Genomic DNA, 16960 nt, shown 5'->3' on the forward strand with positions numbered 1-16960 from the left:
GGCCGGAAATGCGCGGATTTTGAATGTGCGTTGTTGAGTCCAGGCGCGGCGTCGTGGTCGTGGTCGCGCGCTTGTATGCGATGTAACGGCGGCAGCGCCATCAAGGCAGTTGGACCGCACTGCGCAGCAATTGATCGTCGGCATGCCGTTCTAGTGCAAGCTCGATCAACCGCGCGATCAGGCTGCGATAGTCCAGCCCGCTTGCCTGCCACAATTTCGGATACATGCTGATGCGGGTGAAGCCCGGCAGCGTGTTGACCTCGTTGATCACGATGCGTCCATCGGCGCACAGGAAGACATCCACCCGCGCCAGGCCTGCACAGTCCAGCGCCTGGTAAGCCTGCACCGCGATTTGCTGGATGCGCTGCTGGGTCCGCGCATCAATGTCGGCCGGAATCACGATCTCCGCGCCGTGTTCGCTGATGTATTTGGTCTGGTACGAATAGAACGCGTCGTGCACCACCACCTCGCCGCAGACGCTGGCCTGGGGTGTGGCATTGCCCAGCACGGCACATTCGATTTCGCGCCCGGCAATGGCCGCTTCCACCAACACCTTGTGGTCGTAGGCCAAGGCCAAGGCGAGTGCAGCGGCGAACTGATCGGCGCTGCGCACCTGGCTGACGCCGACCGACGAGCCCTGGTTGGCCGGTTTGACGAACAGCGGCAAGCCAAACTGCGCGATCAACGCCTCTACATCGGCCATCGCGGCGGTGTGGCGGTTGAAGCAGACGAACGGCGCCACCGCCAGCCCGGCATCGCGCAACACGCGCTTGGCCATGTCCTTGTCCATCGCGACCGCCGAGCCCAGTACGCCGGAGCCCACGAAGGGCAGGTTGGCCATGCGCAGCAGCCCCTGCAGCGAGCCGTCCTCGCCCAGGGTGCCGTGCACGATAGGGAACACCACATCGATCTGCGCCAGCGCCTGCTCCGGCTGGATCGGCCGCACCTGCTGCTGTTGCGCGCCCGGCAGCAGCGCTACGCCGCGCCCGCTACGATGCAGCGCAATGCGCGCCGGGTCGTCGGCATGCAGCAGGAAGCTGTCGGGGTCGTTGACGTGCCACTGGCCTTGCTTGTCGATACCGATCAGCACCGGCTCGAAGCGTTGCGGGTCCAGCGCATCCAGGATATTGCGCGCCGATTGCAACGAGACCTCGTGCTCGGCCGATTTGCCACCGAAGATGAGGCCGACCCGAATCATGCGCATTGCCTGCTCCTGCCATTGGAAGTGGACAGGATGCCTGTGGCGTATGCGCTGAAGGAAGTCGTGCTGCAGCCAACCATGGCGAACAACGCCGGCGTGCCCGATGCGCCTGACCATGCGCCGCGGTGCCCGGCAACCTGCCGTCGCAACGACCGCACGACCGCCGTACCGACAGCCGGCGCACGTGCCACACCGCCGTCGGGCAGCTGCGACATGCAGGGGCGGTAGAATGCGGGCATGCCCGGATCACTCTTCAATTCCCTCAAGCCGCTCGCCGGCCAGGCCCTGCAGGCAGCGCTCAACCGTGCGCTGGCGCTGGACCCGGATACCCGCGACGCCCTGCTGCCGCTGGAAGGCCAGCGCATCGCGCTGACCCTGGAGGCGCCCGCGCTGGCCCTGCAGATCCGCGTGCACGAGCGCCGGTTGCTGGTCGGCCCGGTCGATCAGGCACAGGAACCTGACCTGGCGGTGCGCAGCAGCCTGGCCGGCTTGCTCGGGCAACTGCCGCTGCTGGCCAACGCACGTCGCGCCGGCGCGCCGGCCGGTCGGCTCAAGGTTTCCGGCGATGCCGAACTGGCGCGCCAGCTGCAGCAACTGGCCGGCCGCTTCGACCCGGATTGGCAGTTGCCGTTCGTTACGGTGTTCGGCGACATCCTGGGCGTGCAGATCGCCGGCGCGGTGCGCGCAGCGCTGCAGCAGGCACGTCGCAGTGCGGTGGATCTGGCGCAGAGCGCGGCCGAATTCGTCACCGAAGAATCGCGCGATGTGGTGCCACGTGCCGAGCTCGAGGCTTTCCATGACGACGTGGACGAGCTACGCGATGACGTCGAACGGCTGGCCGCGCGCGTGCGCCGCCTGCGTGCGAGCGGAGGCACAGCATGAAGGCGATCCTGCGGGCAAGCCGCATCGGCCGGGTGATCCTGCGCTATCGCCTGGATGCCTTGCTGGAAGGCACCCCGGCCGAGCGCTGGTTGCGTTTGGCCAAGCCCTTCGTGCCGCGTGCCAGCGCCGAAATCGCCGCGCAATCGCGCAGTGCGCGGCTGCGCCTGGCGCTACAGGAACTGGGGCCGATCTTCGTCAAGTTCGGGCAGATTCTGTCCACCCGGCGCGATCTGATTCCGGCCGACGTGGCCGAAGAACTCACCTTGCTGCAGGACCGGGTCAAGCCGTTCGATGGCCAGGCCGCGCGCCTGATCGTCGAAGCCGCACTCGGCCTGCCGGTCAGCGTGGCGTTTGCCAGCTTCGATACCGTGCCGCTGGCCTCGGCGTCGATCGCGCAGGTGCATGCGGCCACGTTGCCGCCCGATGCCAACGGCGTGCGCCGCGAAGTGGTGGTCAAGGTGCTGCGTCCGGACATCGAACGCCAGATCGATGCCGATATCGCGTTGCTGCACTCGCTGGCCACCTTGGTCGAGCGCACCCATCCGCGTGCCGACAAGATCCGTCCGCGCGAAGTGGTGGCCGAGATCGAAGGCACGCTGGCCGCCGAACTGGACCTGCAGCGCGAAGGCGCCAACGCCAGCGTATTGCGCCGGTTCTGGGAAGGCTCGGACGATCTGTACGTGCCGGAAGTGATCTGGTCGCACACCGCCGAGCGCGCGCTCACGCTGGAGCGCGTGTACGGCATTCCATCCGACGACATCGCCAAGCTCGATGCGGCGGGCATCGATCGCAAGGCGCTCGCGGCCAAGGGCGTGCGCGTGTTCTACACCCAGGTATTTCGCGACAACTTCTTCCATGCCGATGCGCACGCCGGCAACATCTGGGTCGATTCGGACCCGGAACGCCGGCTCAACCCGCGCTTCATCGCGCTGGATTTCGGCATCATGGGCCAGCTCTCGCAGGAAGATCAGTACTACCTGGCCGAGAACTTCATGGCGATCTTCCACAAGGATTACCGCCGCATGGCCGAGTTGCACGTGGAGGCCGGCTGGATGCCCAGCAACGTGCGCATCGACGAACTGGAGGCGGCCGCGCGCTCGGTATGCGAGCCGTATTTCACCCGGCCGCTGTCGGAGATTTCGCTGGCGCAGGTGCTGATCAAATTGTTCCGCGTGGCGCAGCGCTATGAGTTGACGCTGCAGCCGCAGCTGATCTTGCTGCAAAAAACGCTGCTCAATATCGAAGGCGTGGGCCGGCAGCTGGACCCCAAGCTGGACATCTGGGCGGTGGCGCGACCGGTGCTCGAACGCATCCTGCGCGAGCGTTACAGCCCGCGCCGCGTGCTGCGCGAACTGGGCAAGCGGTTGCCGGAGATCATGACCCATGCGCCGGACATGCCGCGCCTGGTGCACAGCTGGCTGAAGCAGCAGGTGGAAGGCCGCCATCAGATCGACATCCGCTCGCCCGAACTGCTCGCCCTGGACCTTAGCCTGCGCAAGCTGCAGACCCGCGTGGTGACCGCCATCACCGGCAGCGGGTTACTGGTGGTTGCGGCCGTGCTCTATGGACTGCATCCGGATGGTTGGTACCTGGGCACGGTGCCGGTGTGGAGCTGGATCAGCGGCGGCGCCGGTTCGGCCGCGCTGCTGGTCGCCTGGTTGCGGCGATAGGGGACGACCATGCCCGACGCAACCGATGCCTTGGACGCAAGCACACCCGTAGCGGCGATTGCTGCGCTGGATGCGCCACCGCGCACGCAAGAATCCAGCTATCCGCCGGTGTTCGCCGCGCAGATGGGCGGCCGCCAGAAGCGTGCACTGGGCGAGGTGTTCGGGCTGCGCAACTTCGGCGTCAACCTGACCACGCTGGCGCCGGGTGCACGTTCGGCGCTGCGGCACGGGCATTCGCAACAGGACGAGTTCGTCTACATCGTCAGCGGCGCGCCCAGCCTGATCACCAACGCCGGCGAGCAGTTGCTGCAGCCGGGCATGTGCGTTGGCTTCCGCGCCGGCGATGGCGATGCGCATTGCCTGATCAATCGCAGCCAGGCGGTGGTGACGTACCTGGAAGTGGGCGACCGCAGTGCCGGCGATTGCGTGACCTATCCGGACGATGACCTGATGCTGGTCCCCGTGGCGGACGGGCAGCGCGCGTACCGGCACAAGGACGGCACGCCCTACTGAGCGCGCCGGTGGTGGTCCATCTGTTGGCGTTGCACGATGGCGCAACACGCCGCGATACGCGCATCCGTCTGCTGCCCTGACGCTGGCGTGGTTGGGGCAAGTGAGACGTGAAGCAACCACCCATGCAGCGGTCAGGCATCAGCTGCGTGAGGAGCGCGCAGCAGTTGCACCGTGCGAGCGGCCCAGGCCGCAGCCATTGCCGTGCGCGTGGCCTGGTGACAGAACAGTTGCGGTGTTCGCCGCTCGGCAGCGGCGATGCAGTGGCATGCGGTGTCGGCGATGCGGATAATCCGCCGGTGAGCATATCCCCCAAGCATCTGCAGATTCTCTACCAGGACGATGTCCTGGCCGTCGTCGACAAACCCGCCGGCCTGATGGTCCATGACAGCAAGCTGGCGCGTGGGGAGGACGACTTCCTGGCCGACCGTCTGCGCGAGCAGCTGGGCAAGCCGATCTTTCTGGTGCACCGGCTCGACCGCGCCACCAGCGGCTGCCTGCTGCTGGCCTTCGATCGCGACAGCGCCAGTGCGCTGGGCAAGGCCTTGATGGCGGGCGAGGTGGAGAAAGATTATCTCACCGTCTGTCGCGGCTGGCCGGCCGAGGAGCGCTTCATCGTCGACCATGACCTGGACGGCGGGCCGGGCAAGCCGGTCAAGAAGCCGGCCGTGACGCATTTCCAGCGTCTGGCCACCGGCGAGCTGGAGATTCCTTCCACCGGGTTCACCACCTCGCGCTACGCACTGCTGCGCTGTCAGCCGCAGACCGGCCGCTTCCGGCAGATTCGCCGGCATATGAAGCACCTGTCCCATCACATGATCGGCGACACCAGCCACGGCGACGGCCGCCACAACCGCAGTTTCCGCATGCTCGGCATCCACCGCATGTTGCTGCACGCCGAACGCCTGGAATTTCCGCATCCGGGCGGTGGCCGGCGCATCAGCATCACCGCGCCGCTGGATGCGGAGTTCACCAAGGCGTGTGCGTTGTTTGGTTGGGACGTGGCGCAGTTGTAGGTGGCGCCACCGCTGTCGCGCGGGAGCGCCCTGATCGTCCTACGGGGGAGGGGCGCCGCAGAGGCGGATGAGGGCGCGCGCTCAGCCCGCCTGGTCAACGCGCGTGCCACTCTCCGCTAACTCAAGGCCCCAGCAAAGCAAGCTCTGACGATTCCCCATTCCCCATTCCCCATTCCCCGCCTTTCAGGGCTTCTTGGCCGGCGCAGGTTCGTTGACGATCTTCTCCAGGTCCTTCTGCAGGTCGGCAAACAGCGGCAGCATCCTTTGCTGGATGGCGCCCATCAGGTTCTGGGTCAGGGCGGGGGTCTTGTCGAGCAGGCTCTGGCCGGCCGAGCTCTCGTAGAACTCGGCCATGGCCAGCACGTCCTCGCGCGAGAACGAGCGCTTGTAGATATCCACATACATCGGGCGCAGTTCCGACCACGACAGCGCCTTGCGCACGGTCTGGCGGGTGCGTTCCTGGATGCGTTGCAGCTGCGCCTGTTGGTCGGGGTCGAGCTGACGCTGTGCGGTGAGCTGGGCGAATTGCTGCTGCTGCAGTGCTTCGATCTGCGGCAGCATCGTATCCAGCATGGTCTGCGCGCGCGAGGCGGCCAGCAGGCGGTTGATGTCGGCATCGCTGGGCGCCTGCGCCAATGCCGCCGGGGCAGCCACGGCCAGCAGGGCCGACAGCAGCAGCCGGCACGCGAGGTGGCGCCTGGCAGTGAGCGAACGGGTAGGTGTCATCGGAGCATCCTGCAAACGGGGGACCGGCCGCAGCATACGGGAGCCGGCGTTCGCGCGCGCGTCCACGCCGCTGCCGATACAATCGGCGCACATGGCCAGCGAACCGATCCAGATCACCCCCAGCCTGACGATTCCGCCCAGCGAACTCGTCGAACGCTTCGTGCGTGCCAGCGGCGCCGGCGGGCAGAACGTCAACAAGGTGTCCACTGCGGTGGAGCTGCGTTTCGACGTGGCTGGGTCGCCGTCGCTGCCCGAGCCGTTGCGGGCGCGGCTGCTGTCGCGGCGCGACCGCCGCATGACGGCCGACGGCGTGCTGGTGATCGACGCGCAGCGCTTCCGCACCCAGGACCGCAACCGCGACGATGCGCGCGAGCGGCTGGTCGAAATCATCAGTGCGTGCCTGTCGGTGCCCAAGCGCCGGGTCGCCACCAAACCGAGTCATGGTGCCAAGCTGCGGCGGCTGGATGCCAAGCGGGAACGCAGCCAAATCAAGCGTGGACGCTCTGCGTCCCACTGGGAGTAAGCGTGAGTCAACCCGACCCGTCGTTGCCACCGGTAACACAGGCCAACATCCTGCTGCAGCCATCTCCGCCCCGGATGCCGCGTGCCCATGGCCGCTTCATCCGTTGGCTGGGCCGTACCGCCTTGCGCGTGACCGGCTGGCGCCTGCTCGGGCGGCTGCCCGACGAGCCCAAGCTGGTCATGATCGTGGCCCCGCATTCGTCCAACTGGGACGGCTTTTTGGGCTTTGCGGCCAAGTTCGCGCTGGGTTTTGAAGTGCGCGTGCTGGGCAAGGCGCAGCTGTTCTGGTGGCCGCTGGGCCCGCTGCTGCGCAAGCTCGGCGGCATTCCGCTGGACCGCAGCTCGCCACAGGGCACCATCGGCCAGGCGGTGCGGCTGATCCGTAACTCCGAGCAGATGTGGTACGTGATCACCCCCGAAGGCACGCGCAAGCGGGTGGAACAGTGGAAGGCCGGCTTCTGGAAGATCGCTTCCGATTCCAATGTGCCGATCCTGCCGGTGTATTTCGACTACCCCAGCAAGACGGTGGGCATCGGCGAGCCGTTCTGGACCGGTAACGACATGGCCGCCGATATCGCCGCCATCCGCACCTGGTACCGGCCGTGGCGCGGCAAGCATCGCGATACGCTGTGAGAATGCGGCCGCGTGCTTGAAAGGTTTTGCCGCTGCCGGTCGCCTGCATTCATGACCGGCGCCGCCGGGCACCTCGCTGCCTCCACCGAGGAAACACCATGATGGGCTTGTCCGCACGCGCACTGTGTTTGTCGCTCTCGCTCCTGCTTGCTGCCGGCCCAGCGCTGGCGGCCACGCCGATGCTGGTGATCCACGGCGGCGCCGGGGTGGAGAAATCCAGCCTTTCCAGCGAGGAACAGACGCAGGCGCGCGAGGCGATGCAACGCGCGCTGCGTGCCGGGCATGCGGTGTTGCAACGTGGCGGCACCGCGGTGGACGCGGTGGCGGCCACCATCACCGTGCTGGAGGATGCGCCGCAATTCAACGCCGGGCGCGGCGCGGTGTTCACCCATGACGGCAAGAACGAACTGGATGCCGCAATCATGGACGGCGCCACCGGCAAGGCCGGCGCGATTGCCGGCGTGCATACGGTCAGGAACCCGATCCAGCTGGCGCGCAGCGTCATGGACCATTCCAAGCACGTGATGCTGGTCGGTGACGGCGCCGAACAATTCGCGCGCGAGCAGGGCGTCACGTTGGTCGACCCGGGTTATTTCCGTACCGACAAGCGCTGGCAGCAGCTGCAGAAAGCGCGCAAGGCCGAAGCCGGCGACCGCCAGGCGCAGGCCGAACTGGATCTGGAAACCGCCAAGCATTTCGGCACTGTGGGCGCGCTGGCGCTGGATCGCGCGGGACACCTGGCCGCCGGCACCTCCACCGGCGGCATGACCAACAAGCGCTACGGCCGCGTCGGCGATGCGCCGATCATCGGCGCCGGCACCTACGCCAACAGCCAGTGCGCGGTGTCGGGCACCGGCTGGGGCGAGTTCTACATCCGCGCGGTGGCGGCCTACGACATCTGCGCACGCATGAAGTACGCCGGGCAGTCGTTGCAACAGGCCGCCGACACGGTGATCGACCAGGAGATTCCCAATGCCGGCGGCGACGGCGGTGCCATCGCGCTGGATGCGCAGGGCAACGCCGCATTCCCGTTCAATACCGAAGGCATGTACCGCGGCTGGATCGGCGCCGACGGCACCCCGCACGTGGCGATCTTCAAGGACGAGACGCTGTAGCGCGCGCATCAGCGCGCGCATCCTCAACCGCACCCATCTTCCCAATCCAACGGCACATGCCGACGCTGCGCAAACCCGCTAGCGTGACCGGCTGCGCTACCCACTCAGGAATCACACGCCATGTCGCGTACCGTCGTTCTGGCCGCTGCCATCACCCTGGCACTGGCTGCTTGTTCTGGAAAAGATTCGTCCGGTAAGGAGTCCACCACCGTGCCCGAAAAGACCGCCACCACCCCGGCCGCGGATGCTGCGCCGAACCCGCTGCTGACCGCCAGCACGCTGCCGTTCCAGGCGCCGCCGTTCGACAAGATCAAGGACGCCGATTACCTGCCGGCCTTCGAAGAAGGCATGCGCCTGCACCTGGCCGACATCCGCAAGATCGCCGACAACCCCGAGCCGCCCAGCTTCGACAACACCATCGAGGCGATGGAGCGCAGCGGCGAAACGCTCACGCGCGTGTCGCGCATCTTCTTCGGGTTGGTGCAGGCCGACACCAGCGACGCACGCCAGAAGATCCAGGAAGAGATCGCGCCCAAGCTGGCTGCGCACCAAGACGAGATCAATCTGGACCCCAAACTCTTCGCACGCGTCAAAACCATTTACGACCAGCGCGACACGCTGAATCTGGACCCGGAGCAGAAGCGTCTGGTCGAGCGCGACTACGAAGAGCTGGTACGCGCCGGTGCCCAGCTGTCGGAGGCCGACAAGGCCAGCCTGCGCAAGCTCAATATCGAAGAAACCACGCTCTCCACCCAGTTCCATACCCGTCTGGTGGCCGCCTCGGCCGCCGGTGCGGTGGTGGTGGACGACAAGGCCAGGCTCGACGGCCTGAGCGAGGGCGACATCGCCGCCGCCGCCGATGCGGCCAAGGCGCGCAAGCTCGATGGCAAGTATCTGCTGACCCTGCAGAACACCACCCAGCAGCCGGTGCTGGCCTCGCTGAAGGACCGCCAGCTGCGCGCCGACGTGCTCAAGGCCTCGGAAACGCGTGCGGAAAAGGGCGATGCCAACGACACCCGCCAGACCATCCAGCGCCTGGCGCAGCTGCGCGCACAGAAGGCCAAGCTGCTCGGCTTCGACAATTACGCCGCCTACAGCCTGGGCGACCAGATGGCCAAGAGCCCGGACGCCGCACTCAAGCTGCTGACCGACACCGTGCCGGCGGCCACCGCCAAGGCACGCCGCGAAGTGGCCGAGATGCAGAAGGTGATCGACGCGCAGAAGGGAGACTTCAAACTCGCCGCCTCCGATTGGGACTTCTACGCCGAGCAGGTGCGCAAGGCCAAGTACGACCTGGACGAGGCGCAGATCAAGCCGTATTTCGAGCTGGACAACGTGCTGCAGAACGGCGTCTTCTACGCGGCCACGCAGTTGTACGGCATCACCTTCAAGCAGCGCACCGACATCCCGACCTATCACGCGGACATGAAGGTGTATGAGGTGTTCGATGCCGACGGCACTTCCATGGCGCTGTTCTACACCGACTACTTCAAGCGCGACAGCAAGTCCGGTGGCGCGTGGATGGACGTGTTCGTCGAGCAGGACGGCCTTACCGGTGCCAAGCCGGTGGTCTACAACGTGTGCAACTTCACCAAGCCGGCCGCCGGCCAGCCGGCGTTGCTGAGCTTTGACGACGTCACCACCTTGTTCCATGAGTTCGGCCATGCGCTGCACGGCATGTTCTCCAAGGTGAAGTATCCCTCGATTGCCGGCACCAGCACCTCGCGCGACTTCGTGGAATTCCCCTCGCAGTTCAACGAGCACTGGGCCTCCGATCCGAAGGTCTTCGCCCACTACGCCAAGCACTACCAGACCGGCGCGCCGATGCCGGCCGAGCTGGTGGAAAAGATCAAGAAGGCCAAGACCTTCAACAGCGGCTACGCCACCACCGAATACCTGTCGGCGGCGCTGCTGGATCTGGCCTGGCACACCCAGCCGGCCGACGCGCCGCTGCAGGACGTGAGCAAGTTCGAAGCCGACGCCTTGAAGCGCTTCAAGGTGGATCTGGCCGAAGTGCCGCCGCGTTATCGCAGCAGCTACTTCGACCACATCTGGGGCGGCGGTTATTCGGCCGGGTACTACGCGTACTTCTGGTCGGAAGTGCTCGACGACGATGCGTTCGAATGGTTCAAGGAAAACGGCGGCCTCACCCGCAAGAACGGCGACACCTTCCGCGCCAAGATCCTCTCGCGCGGCAACACCGTCGATCTGGCCACGCTGTATCGCGATTTCCGCGGCAAGGACCCCAGCGTCAAGGCGCTGCTGGAAAACCGTGGATTGACCGAGTAAGCGTGTGCTGCGTAGGCGATGTTTGCATGCGAAGGCATGCATGCCTGGCCAGTGCTGAGCAATCAAGACGGGATGGCCACGTGCCATCCCGTTTTTTGTTTGTGCGCATGTACGCGCTACATGACGGTATTGCCACTTTCAGGATCAGCATTCAGTTTTTAACGCACCGTGCCCGGGTACGTGCCACGTCATGCCGGTCGTATCCGCATGCCTGCCGCTGCAGTGCGAGACGCGCAGATCGAGACACGTGGCAGTGGCACTCGCGATGTCGAAGAGACCGACCTTGCCGATCTTTGCGTCGCGCTGTGCACGCGGTCACCAGGGCGTCGACAAGCATGACACGCACCATGGCGTAGCCACACCCGCCACCCACGCCGGCCCCGCAGCCGGCCATTTACGGCGTTGCCACCACTCCATCCGACGCAGTGGCCGCAGCGTCCTGCCGCCACCAACGCACGCGGTTGCCGGGGGCATTCAAGTCCACACGCTCGCCCATGCACGGGGTGATCAGTGCGACACCAGCAGAGTCGGCCAGCGCCACGATCCGGTCCAGCGGCTCCTGCCACGCGTGCATGGCCAGATCGAAGGTGCCGTTGTGGATCGGCAGCAGGCTACGGCCGCCGACGTCGATGAACGCCTGCAAGGTCTGCTCCGGCTGCATGTGCACGTGCGGCCACATGTGGTCGTAGGCGCCGTTTTCGATCAATGCCACATCGAACGGCCCGAGCTGCTCGCCGATGGTCTTGAAGTGCGGGCCATAGCCGCCGTCGCCGCTGAAGAACAAACGCAGGTCACCTGCCTGGATCACCCAGGAACACCACAGCGTGCGTCCATTGTCGAACAGCCCGCGGCCGGAAAAATGTTGCGACGGGGTGGCGGTGAGCTGCAGGCCGGCAACGCTGATCGACTCCCACCAATCCAGCTGCCGCACCTTGGCCGGGTCTACGCCCCAGCGCACCAGCAGGTCGCCCACGCCCAACGGGGCGACAAACACGCCGACACGGTCGGCCAGCGCACCGATGGTGGCGCGGTCGAGATGGTCGTAGTGGTCATGCGACAGGATCACCCCAGCCAGCGGCGGCAGCGCGTCCAGCGCAATCGGCGGGGCGTGGAAGCGCTTGGGTCCGGCGAACGGCACCGGCGAGGCGCGTTTGGAAAACACCGGGTCGGTCAGCCACAGCCCGCCCGCCAGCTTCATCAGCAGGGTGGAATGGCCTAGCCGGTACAGGCTGCGATCCGGTGCGGCCAGCAGTTGCGCGCGTGTCAGCGGCTGCACCGGCAAGGGCGCGGAGGGCACCGTGGTGCGGGGCTTGCCGAATACCATGGCCCACATCAGGCCGAGCTGCTCGCGCAGGGTCATGACGGTGGTCGGCAACGGCATCGCATTACGGAAGCGGCCAGCGCGAAACTGCGGCGAATCGACATACGGGGAAGGGCGTGGGGAAGCCATAGGAAGTCCGGGCAAGACGTGGGAGAGCAGAAGGACGAGCGATCAGGCAACGGCGATGCAGCAAGCACTGGGTGGACCTGGCGTCAGGATCGGCATGGACGGGCGTACAGGCAGCTTCCTACAGACCAACGGCGGCGGGGTGACAACCGCACAGCGCACCAGCACTGATTACACTACACAGTGTAGTTTTATTTTCGTGAAAGTAAACTGCCGGGTGTAAAATCGCCCCATGTCGACCGCATCTTCCCCTCCGGCCACGCCCCAGCGCCTGACCGACCGCAAGCGCAACGCCATCGTGGAGGCCGCCATTGCCCAATTCCGGCAGCACGGCTTCGAAGCGACCAGCATGGACCGCGTGGCCGCCACCGCCGGCGTTTCCAAACGCACGGTCTACAACCACTTCCCCAGCAAGGACGCCTTGTTCGGCGAGATCTTGCGCGGACTGTGGCAACGCAGCGCCGAGGCGGTGAACCTGGCCTATCGGCCCGACCAACCGCTGCACCTGCAGTTGATCGCCCTGCTGCAACAGAAACTGCGGCTGTTGGACGACCCGGCGTTCATCGATCTGTCGCGCGTGGCCATCGCCGAAGGCATCCACTCGCCGGCGCGTGCGCGCGAATTGTTGTCGCAGCTGGGCAGCAAGGAAGAGGGCACCACCGCCTGGCTGCGTGCCGCACTGGCCGATGGCCGGCTGGCAGGCGTAGAGCCTGAATTCGCCGCGCAGCAGTTGCAGGCGCTGGTGAAGGGCTTTGCGTTCTGGCCGCAGATCACCATGGGCCAGCCGCCGCTGTCGCCGCAGCAACAGACGCAGGTGGCCGAATCGGCGGTGGCGATGTTCCTGGGGCTGTACGCGCGCAAATAAGCGCGGGCAGCCCGTTCATTTGCTAACAAGGCGTAGCGAGTAGTCGTCAGGTGAGCGCAGCCGGCGCACTCACAGGCGCAGCGGACGAGTGAGACATGCCCCGACTTCGCGCACCGGCTGCGCCCGCCTGGCGGCGCGCGTAGGCGTTTTGCCAGCTGCGCTTAGTCTTTTGACCACACTGCCAAGGGATAGCCGTGCGGGTCGGCAAAGTGAAAACGGCGCCCGCCCGGGAACGCGAACACCGGTTGGGTGATGCGTCCACCTGCCGCTTCGATACGCGCCTGGCTGCGCGCCAGATCATCGGAGGCGAGCACCACCAGCGCGCCACCCGGCTGCGGCGTGCCATGGAAGAAACCGCCGCTCAGGCGGCCGTCGCGGAATTCGCAGTAGTCAGGGCCGTAGTCCTGAAATGTCCAGCCGAAGGCCTGCCCGTAAAAGGCTTTGGCAACGGCAATCGAGTCGACGGCAAATTCCAGATAATCGATGCGGTGCTGCGTGGTGTCGGTCATGGCGTGCTCCTGAGCGAGTGCACAGCATGCAGATGGCGCACGCCGGTGGCTTGGCGAAAACGGCCAACTCAGCGTGCATGCTGCTGCACCAGTGCGCGCGGACTCAGCCCTGTGAGTTGACGTGCATCGCGCACCAGATGCGGCGCATCGCCGTAGCCGGCATGCAGCGCGGCCTCGGTCAAGTTGCGGTGCCTTCGCACGATCCGCAGGAAGCGCTGCAGGCGCAGGACGCGCTCCAGCGTCTTGCTGCCGTAGCCGAACGCGTCCTGACAGCGGCGGCGCAGCGAGCGCTCGCTGATTCCCAACGCGTCGGTCAACGCGCTTAGCCGGGTCGGCGCGCCGACGGTCAGTTGTTCGAACAGCCAAGCCATCTGCGGATCGCGCGCTGCGGCGTGCTGTTGGCACAGTGCCTGCAAGGTCTGTAACGGGTCGGCGCCGTCTTCCAGGCGATGCTGCCATGTGCGGCCCCGCTCGCCCCACAGCGTTTCCAGCGCAACGCGTTGGTCGGCAATGGCGTGTAACGGCAGCTGCAGCAGACCGGCTGCCACGCCCGCTGCCAGACGGACACCGGTCAACGTCGTGCCTGCCGCCACCGATGCGGGATTGGCAATGCGATCCGGCCCGGCGACGAATACTTCGCTGCCATTCCAGATCAGATCGACGCTGCCATCGGGCAACACCAGCACCGGTTGCGGCGCGTGACTGCCCTGGCGAAATTGCCAGCTGCACTGCAGCTGCGCGCGTAACGCAGGCGGTGCCGCGCTTTCGGCATAACACGGCTCAGCTGGGTCGGACATGACGGCACTCTGCGTGAGAGCGGATGCGGGCGTGTGCAGTGCCGCAACGTGGAGCGCGCCATGATTCAATGGCATGCACTGCACGGCAGCCCAGTTGCATGCACGGTATCGGGCCTGACGCGGCACCGCAGCACCATCGCGCCCTCATCCGTGAGGTGAATTGCTTGCGGCCAGCGCATCGGCTGCTGCGTGCCGTTTGCGCTGGAACCAGGCCACCATCGGCGAGGCCATGACCGTGGTCACCAGCGTCATGCCGAACAACAGCGTAAACAGATCCGGCCCGATCACGCCGCTATCCAGGCCGATCTTGATCACCACCAACTCCATCAGCCCGCGTGCGTTCATCAGCGAGCCCACGGTAAGACTGTCGCGCCAGTGATGGCCGCTCAGGCGCGCACCCAGCGTGCAGCCGAGCAACTTGCCGCCCACCGCCACCCCGATCACCAGCACAAGTCCGCTCAGGCCGGCGCCGGCGAATGCGCCAGGGCTGGTGGCTTGACCGGCAACCGCAAACAGCACCGGCATCAGCAGGGTGATGGCCAGCGGCTCGATACGCCCGGCCAGATGTTCCAGCAGGCGGTCATCGCGCGGCAGGCAAATGCCGAACAGGAATGCACCGAAGATCGCATGCAGCCCGATCCACTCCGCCAGCGCGGCGCACGCCAGCAGACCGATCAAGACCCATACCAGCGCGCTCGGTGCATACCGGCCGTCATGCGCGCGTGCGCGCAGCACGCGCGCATAGGCAGGCTTGAGCACACCGAACACGGCGGCGATCAAGACCAACGCACCGATGGCCGTGAACGCCACGCCGCCATGCGCGTTGTTGCCGGTCAAGGTCAGCACGATCGCCAGGAAGATCCATACCGTGGCGTCGTCGATCACGGCCGCGCCCAGCGCCAGGCGGCCGGCGGGCGTCCGCGTCATGTTGCGGTCCTTGAGGATGCGCGCCAGCACCGGAAATGCCGTTACCGACATCGCCGCGGCAATGAACAGCGCGAATGGCCAGAAGCTGACGCCTTGCGGTGCGAAGCGCGGGAACAGCCACGGCGCGGCAGCCAGTCCGAGCAGCAGCGGCAACACGATGCCGGACACGCCCACCAGGATCGAGGCGCGCACTTGCGCCTTGGTGCCTTCTGGCGCACGCAATTCGACACCGACCACGAACATGAAAAGCACCACGCCCATCGTGGCCAGGCCGGACAGCGGCGGCAGGCTTCTGGCGGCGAACAACGCCATGTGCAGGTCGGGCAGCCAGGCACCGAATGCGATCGGACCGAGCAACAACCCGGCCGCCATTTCGCCGATGACCGGCGGCTGCCCAATGCGTTGCAGCAACGCACCGCACAGGCGCGCAGCGCCCAGGATCACTGCCAACTGCACCAGCAACAACGTGGTCGGATTCATCGCGTGAGCATCCCAGTGGTTGAGTCGGCTCAGCCGCGCGTCCTGCAGGGCATCGGCAAGTTTCCCCCAGCCGACGACACGGCGATGCGCGGCATGCCGGCGCTTAGTGTATGCGTGGCGACGCGCTGCGATCAGGTTGGCGATCAACGCGCGCAGGCAATGCGTCCTGACGTGAGGGATAGATGGTCGAATGCAGGTCACGCATCTTGTCGCGTTCGCTCGCATTGCTGCAGGGCACACACGTTTGGCGCGCTTGATCCAGCATCTTCCGGCGGATGTGCGTGATGGATGGCGCGACGCGTGCTCGCATGGCCGCGATGCCAGACGATGACGCCGGGCCATCGCGAACGACTCAACGCTCCGAATCGCCGCTCTCGTCATAGCCACGCGGCGTGAACAGATCCGGCTGAATCAGCTCGATAAACGCGCGTGCTTGCGGCGACAGATACTTGCCCTTGCGCACCACCACGCCGTAGCTGCGGGTCGGGAAAAAATCCTTCAGCGAGCGCGTGGCCAGCTTGTCGCGGTCGGCATCGGTGAGGCAGATCGCGGTGACGATGGAAATACCCATGCCCATCGCCACGTATTGCTTGATCACCTCCCAGCCGCCCACCTCCAGTGCCACGGTGTAGGGCACGCGCGCCTGCTGAAAGACCAGATCGACCAGGCGGTAGGTCACCTGCCGGCGCGGCGGCAGGATCAATGGATATGGCGACAGATCCTGCAGCGAGACCTCGGCCTTGCCGGCCAATGGATGATCGGGCGGGGTGATCAGCAATTGCTCGAAACGGTAGACCGGCGCGTAGTTGAGGTCGGCCGGCACATCCAGCATCGAGCCAACCGCCAGATCCACTTCATCTTCGCGCAGCAGGTCGGTGCCATCGGCGCTGATGGCGTTGTGCAGGGTCAGCCGCACGTCCGGGTGGCGCGCGCGGAAGTTGGCCACGATGCGCGGCAGCAGGTACAGGATGGTGGAACTGTTGGCGGCGATATTGAGCTCGCCGGCATCCAGCCCGCGCACCTTTTCGCGAAAGCTCGCTTCCAGCCCATCCAGGCTTTCCACCAGCGGTTGCGCCATGTCGTACAGCAACTGGCCTTCGCGGCTGGGTGCCATGCGTCGACCGGAGCGTTCGAACAACGGCACGCCCAGATCACGCTCCAGTGCCTGCAGCTGCAGGGTCACGGCCGGCTGGCTGACATAGAGCGCCTCAGCGGCCCGTGAGACAGAGCCCAGCCGCACTGTCTGGCAGAATGCGCGCAGCGGCTTGAGGCGATCAGATTTGTAGGAAAATCGCGGGGTTGGCGCCATGAGCGTGCGTTGCGCTGGTCTAATATAAGTCGAACTTATTTACAGCATTGATAAAACTGCTT

General features: G+C 66.0%; 17 protein-coding genes. 10 read left to right on the forward strand and 7 right to left on the reverse strand.

Translation table 11 applies throughout. From position 1 onward, the window contains the following. Positions 1 to 100 precede the first annotated feature (100 nt). Positions 101 to 1204 carry a D-alanine--D-alanine ligase gene (gene ddlA / locus ACCQ16_RS01140; RefSeq protein ID WP_277573051.1) on the reverse strand — a complete coding sequence of 368 codons (1104 nt, stop codon included), beginning with the start codon at positions 1202 to 1204 and terminating at the stop codon, positions 101 to 103. Between the two features lie 234 nt (positions 1205 to 1438). Here ddlA and ACCQ16_RS01145 point away from each other — a divergent pair, with 234 nt between their 5' ends. The 4 genes from ACCQ16_RS01145 (at position 1439) to ACCQ16_RS01160 (ending at position 5279) form a co-directional block, all read left to right on the forward strand. After that, positions 1439 to 2083, forward strand: a complete 645-nt coding sequence (locus ACCQ16_RS01145; protein ID WP_011345960.1) for a ubiquinone biosynthesis accessory factor UbiJ — start codon at positions 1439 to 1441, stop codon at positions 2081 to 2083. Then, entirely contained in the window at positions 2080 to 3753 is a 1674-nt protein-coding gene (gene ubiB, locus ACCQ16_RS01150) for a ubiquinone biosynthesis regulatory protein kinase UbiB (protein ID WP_372380174.1), read from the forward strand. The genes ACCQ16_RS01145 and ubiB overlap by 4 nt, the downstream gene beginning before the upstream one ends. A 9-nt stretch (positions 3754 to 3762) precedes the next feature. Further along, positions 3763 to 4266 carry a cupin domain-containing protein gene (locus tag ACCQ16_RS01155; protein WP_014089018.1) on the forward strand — a complete coding sequence of 168 codons (504 nt, stop codon included), beginning with the start codon at positions 3763 to 3765 and terminating at the stop codon, positions 4264 to 4266. A gap of 260 nt (positions 4267 to 4526) precedes the next feature. Beyond that, the gene (locus ACCQ16_RS01160) at positions 4527 to 5279 is read left to right on the forward strand and encodes a pseudouridine synthase (protein ID WP_033837228.1); all 753 of its coding nucleotides are present in this window, start codon (positions 4527 to 4529) and stop codon (positions 5277 to 5279) included. A 183-nt stretch (positions 5280 to 5462) separates the two neighbouring features. Here ACCQ16_RS01160 and ACCQ16_RS01165 read toward each other — a convergent pair whose 3' ends face one another. After that, positions 5463 to 6041 carry a DUF2059 domain-containing protein gene (locus tag ACCQ16_RS01165; RefSeq protein WP_029818281.1) on the reverse strand — a complete coding sequence of 193 codons (579 nt, stop codon included), beginning with the start codon at positions 6039 to 6041 and terminating at the stop codon, positions 5463 to 5465. Between the two features lie 55 nt (positions 6042 to 6096). Between ACCQ16_RS01165 and arfB the strand changes: the two genes are divergently transcribed. The 4 genes from arfB to dcp all read left to right on the forward strand — a co-directional run bounded on the left by arfB (position 6097) and on the right by dcp (position 10564). Continuing rightward, on the forward strand, positions 6097 to 6528 hold the full coding sequence (gene arfB, locus ACCQ16_RS01170) for an alternative ribosome rescue aminoacyl-tRNA hydrolase ArfB (protein WP_029818283.1): 432 nt from the start codon (positions 6097 to 6099) through the stop codon (positions 6526 to 6528). A 2-nt stretch (positions 6529 to 6530) separates the two neighbouring features. Continuing rightward, the gene (locus ACCQ16_RS01175) at positions 6531 to 7160 is read left to right on the forward strand and encodes a lysophosphatidylcholine acyltransferase (RefSeq protein ID WP_011345965.1); all 630 of its coding nucleotides are present in this window, start codon (positions 6531 to 6533) and stop codon (positions 7158 to 7160) included. A gap of 98 nt (positions 7161 to 7258) precedes the next feature. Continuing rightward, positions 7259 to 8275 (forward strand): isoaspartyl peptidase/L-asparaginase family protein, encoded by a 1017-nt coding sequence (locus ACCQ16_RS01180; protein WP_277573050.1) that lies wholly within the window; start codon positions 7259 to 7261, stop codon positions 8273 to 8275. Positions 8276 to 8395: 120 nt separating this feature from the next. Continuing rightward, on the forward strand, positions 8396 to 10564 hold the full coding sequence (gene dcp, locus ACCQ16_RS01185; RefSeq protein ID WP_372380175.1) for a peptidyl-dipeptidase Dcp: 2169 nt from the start codon (positions 8396 to 8398) through the stop codon (positions 10562 to 10564). 394 nt (positions 10565 to 10958) lie between these two features. Here dcp and ACCQ16_RS01190 read toward each other — a convergent pair whose 3' ends face one another. Continuing rightward, the gene (locus tag ACCQ16_RS01190; RefSeq protein WP_277573048.1) at positions 10959 to 12014 is read right to left on the reverse strand and encodes an MBL fold metallo-hydrolase; all 1056 of its coding nucleotides are present in this window, start codon (positions 12012 to 12014) and stop codon (positions 10959 to 10961) included. Here ACCQ16_RS01190 and ACCQ16_RS01195 point away from each other — a divergent pair. Both ACCQ16_RS01195 and ACCQ16_RS01200 read left to right on the forward strand, forming a co-directional pair. Continuing rightward, entirely contained in the window at positions 12013 to 12234 is a 222-nt protein-coding gene (locus tag ACCQ16_RS01195) for a hypothetical protein (RefSeq protein ID WP_041469969.1), read from the forward strand. The genes ACCQ16_RS01190 and ACCQ16_RS01195 overlap by 2 nt on opposite strands. A gap of 9 nt (positions 12235 to 12243) precedes the next feature. Then, positions 12244 to 12876, forward strand: coding sequence for a TetR/AcrR family transcriptional regulator (locus ACCQ16_RS01200; protein ID WP_218496830.1), 633 nt, complete (start codon positions 12244 to 12246; stop codon positions 12874 to 12876). A 161-nt stretch (positions 12877 to 13037) separates the two neighbouring features. Here ACCQ16_RS01200 and ACCQ16_RS01205 read toward each other — a convergent pair whose 3' ends face one another. The 4 genes from ACCQ16_RS01205 to ACCQ16_RS01220 all read right to left on the reverse strand — a co-directional run bounded on the left by ACCQ16_RS01205 (position 13038) and on the right by ACCQ16_RS01220 (position 16898). Further along, on the reverse strand, positions 13038 to 13385 hold the full coding sequence (locus ACCQ16_RS01205; RefSeq protein WP_011345970.1) for a VOC family protein: 348 nt from the start codon (positions 13383 to 13385) through the stop codon (positions 13038 to 13040). A 68-nt stretch (positions 13386 to 13453) separates the two neighbouring features. Then, entirely contained in the window at positions 13454 to 14182 is a 729-nt protein-coding gene (locus tag ACCQ16_RS01210) for a helix-turn-helix domain-containing protein (RefSeq protein ID WP_029818289.1), read from the reverse strand. 144 nt (positions 14183 to 14326) lie between these two features. After that, a complete protein-coding gene (locus ACCQ16_RS01215) occupies positions 14327 to 15589 on the reverse strand; it encodes a cation:proton antiporter (RefSeq protein ID WP_011345972.1) in 1263 nt (420 codons plus the stop codon). Positions 15590 to 15941: 352 nt separating this feature from the next. Next, the gene (locus ACCQ16_RS01220; protein WP_008572246.1) at positions 15942 to 16898 is read right to left on the reverse strand and encodes a LysR family transcriptional regulator; all 957 of its coding nucleotides are present in this window, start codon (positions 16896 to 16898) and stop codon (positions 15942 to 15944) included. Positions 16899 to 16960 lie beyond the last annotated feature (62 nt).

The sequence above is a fragment of the Xanthomonas sp. NCPPB 1062 genome (assembly GCF_041481705.2).
Classification (GTDB): Bacteria; Pseudomonadota; Gammaproteobacteria; order Xanthomonadales; family Xanthomonadaceae; genus Xanthomonas; species Xanthomonas euvesicatoria.

Excerpts from the sequence above, each read along its gene's own strand:
- ddlA (WP_277573051.1), bottom strand. The coding sequence starts at position 1,204 with ATGCGCATGATTCGGGTCGGCCTCATCTTCGGTGGCAAATCGGCCGAG.
- ACCQ16_RS01145 (WP_011345960.1), top strand. The coding sequence starts at position 1,439 with ATGCCCGGATCACTCTTCAATTCCCTCAAGCCGCTCGCCGGCCAGGCC.
- ubiB (WP_372380174.1), top strand. The coding sequence starts at position 2,080 with ATGAAGGCGATCCTGCGGGCAAGCCGCATCGGCCGGGTGATCCTGCGC.
- ACCQ16_RS01155 (WP_014089018.1), top strand. The coding sequence starts at position 3,763 with ATGCCCGACGCAACCGATGCCTTGGACGCAAGCACACCCGTAGCGGCG.
- ACCQ16_RS01165 (WP_029818281.1), bottom strand. The coding sequence starts at position 6,041 with ATGCTGCGGCCGGTCCCCCGTTTGCAGGATGCTCCGATGACACCTACC.
- arfB (WP_029818283.1), top strand. The coding sequence starts at position 6,097 with ATGGCCAGCGAACCGATCCAGATCACCCCCAGCCTGACGATTCCGCCC.
- ACCQ16_RS01180 (WP_277573050.1), top strand. The coding sequence starts at position 7,259 with ATGATGGGCTTGTCCGCACGCGCACTGTGTTTGTCGCTCTCGCTCCTG.
- dcp (WP_372380175.1), top strand. The coding sequence starts at position 8,396 with ATGTCGCGTACCGTCGTTCTGGCCGCTGCCATCACCCTGGCACTGGCT.
- ACCQ16_RS01190 (WP_277573048.1), bottom strand. The coding sequence starts at position 12,014 with ATGGCTTCCCCACGCCCTTCCCCGTATGTCGATTCGCCGCAGTTTCGC.
- ACCQ16_RS01200 (WP_218496830.1), top strand. The coding sequence starts at position 12,244 with ATGTCGACCGCATCTTCCCCTCCGGCCACGCCCCAGCGCCTGACCGAC.
- ACCQ16_RS01205 (WP_011345970.1), bottom strand. The coding sequence starts at position 13,385 with ATGACCGACACCACGCAGCACCGCATCGATTATCTGGAATTTGCCGTC.
- ACCQ16_RS01210 (WP_029818289.1), bottom strand. The coding sequence starts at position 14,182 with ATGTCCGACCCAGCTGAGCCGTGTTATGCCGAAAGCGCGGCACCGCCT.
- ACCQ16_RS01215 (WP_011345972.1), bottom strand. The coding sequence starts at position 15,589 with ATGAATCCGACCACGTTGTTGCTGGTGCAGTTGGCAGTGATCCTGGGC.
- ACCQ16_RS01220 (WP_008572246.1), bottom strand. The coding sequence starts at position 16,898 with ATGGCGCCAACCCCGCGATTTTCCTACAAATCTGATCGCCTCAAGCCG.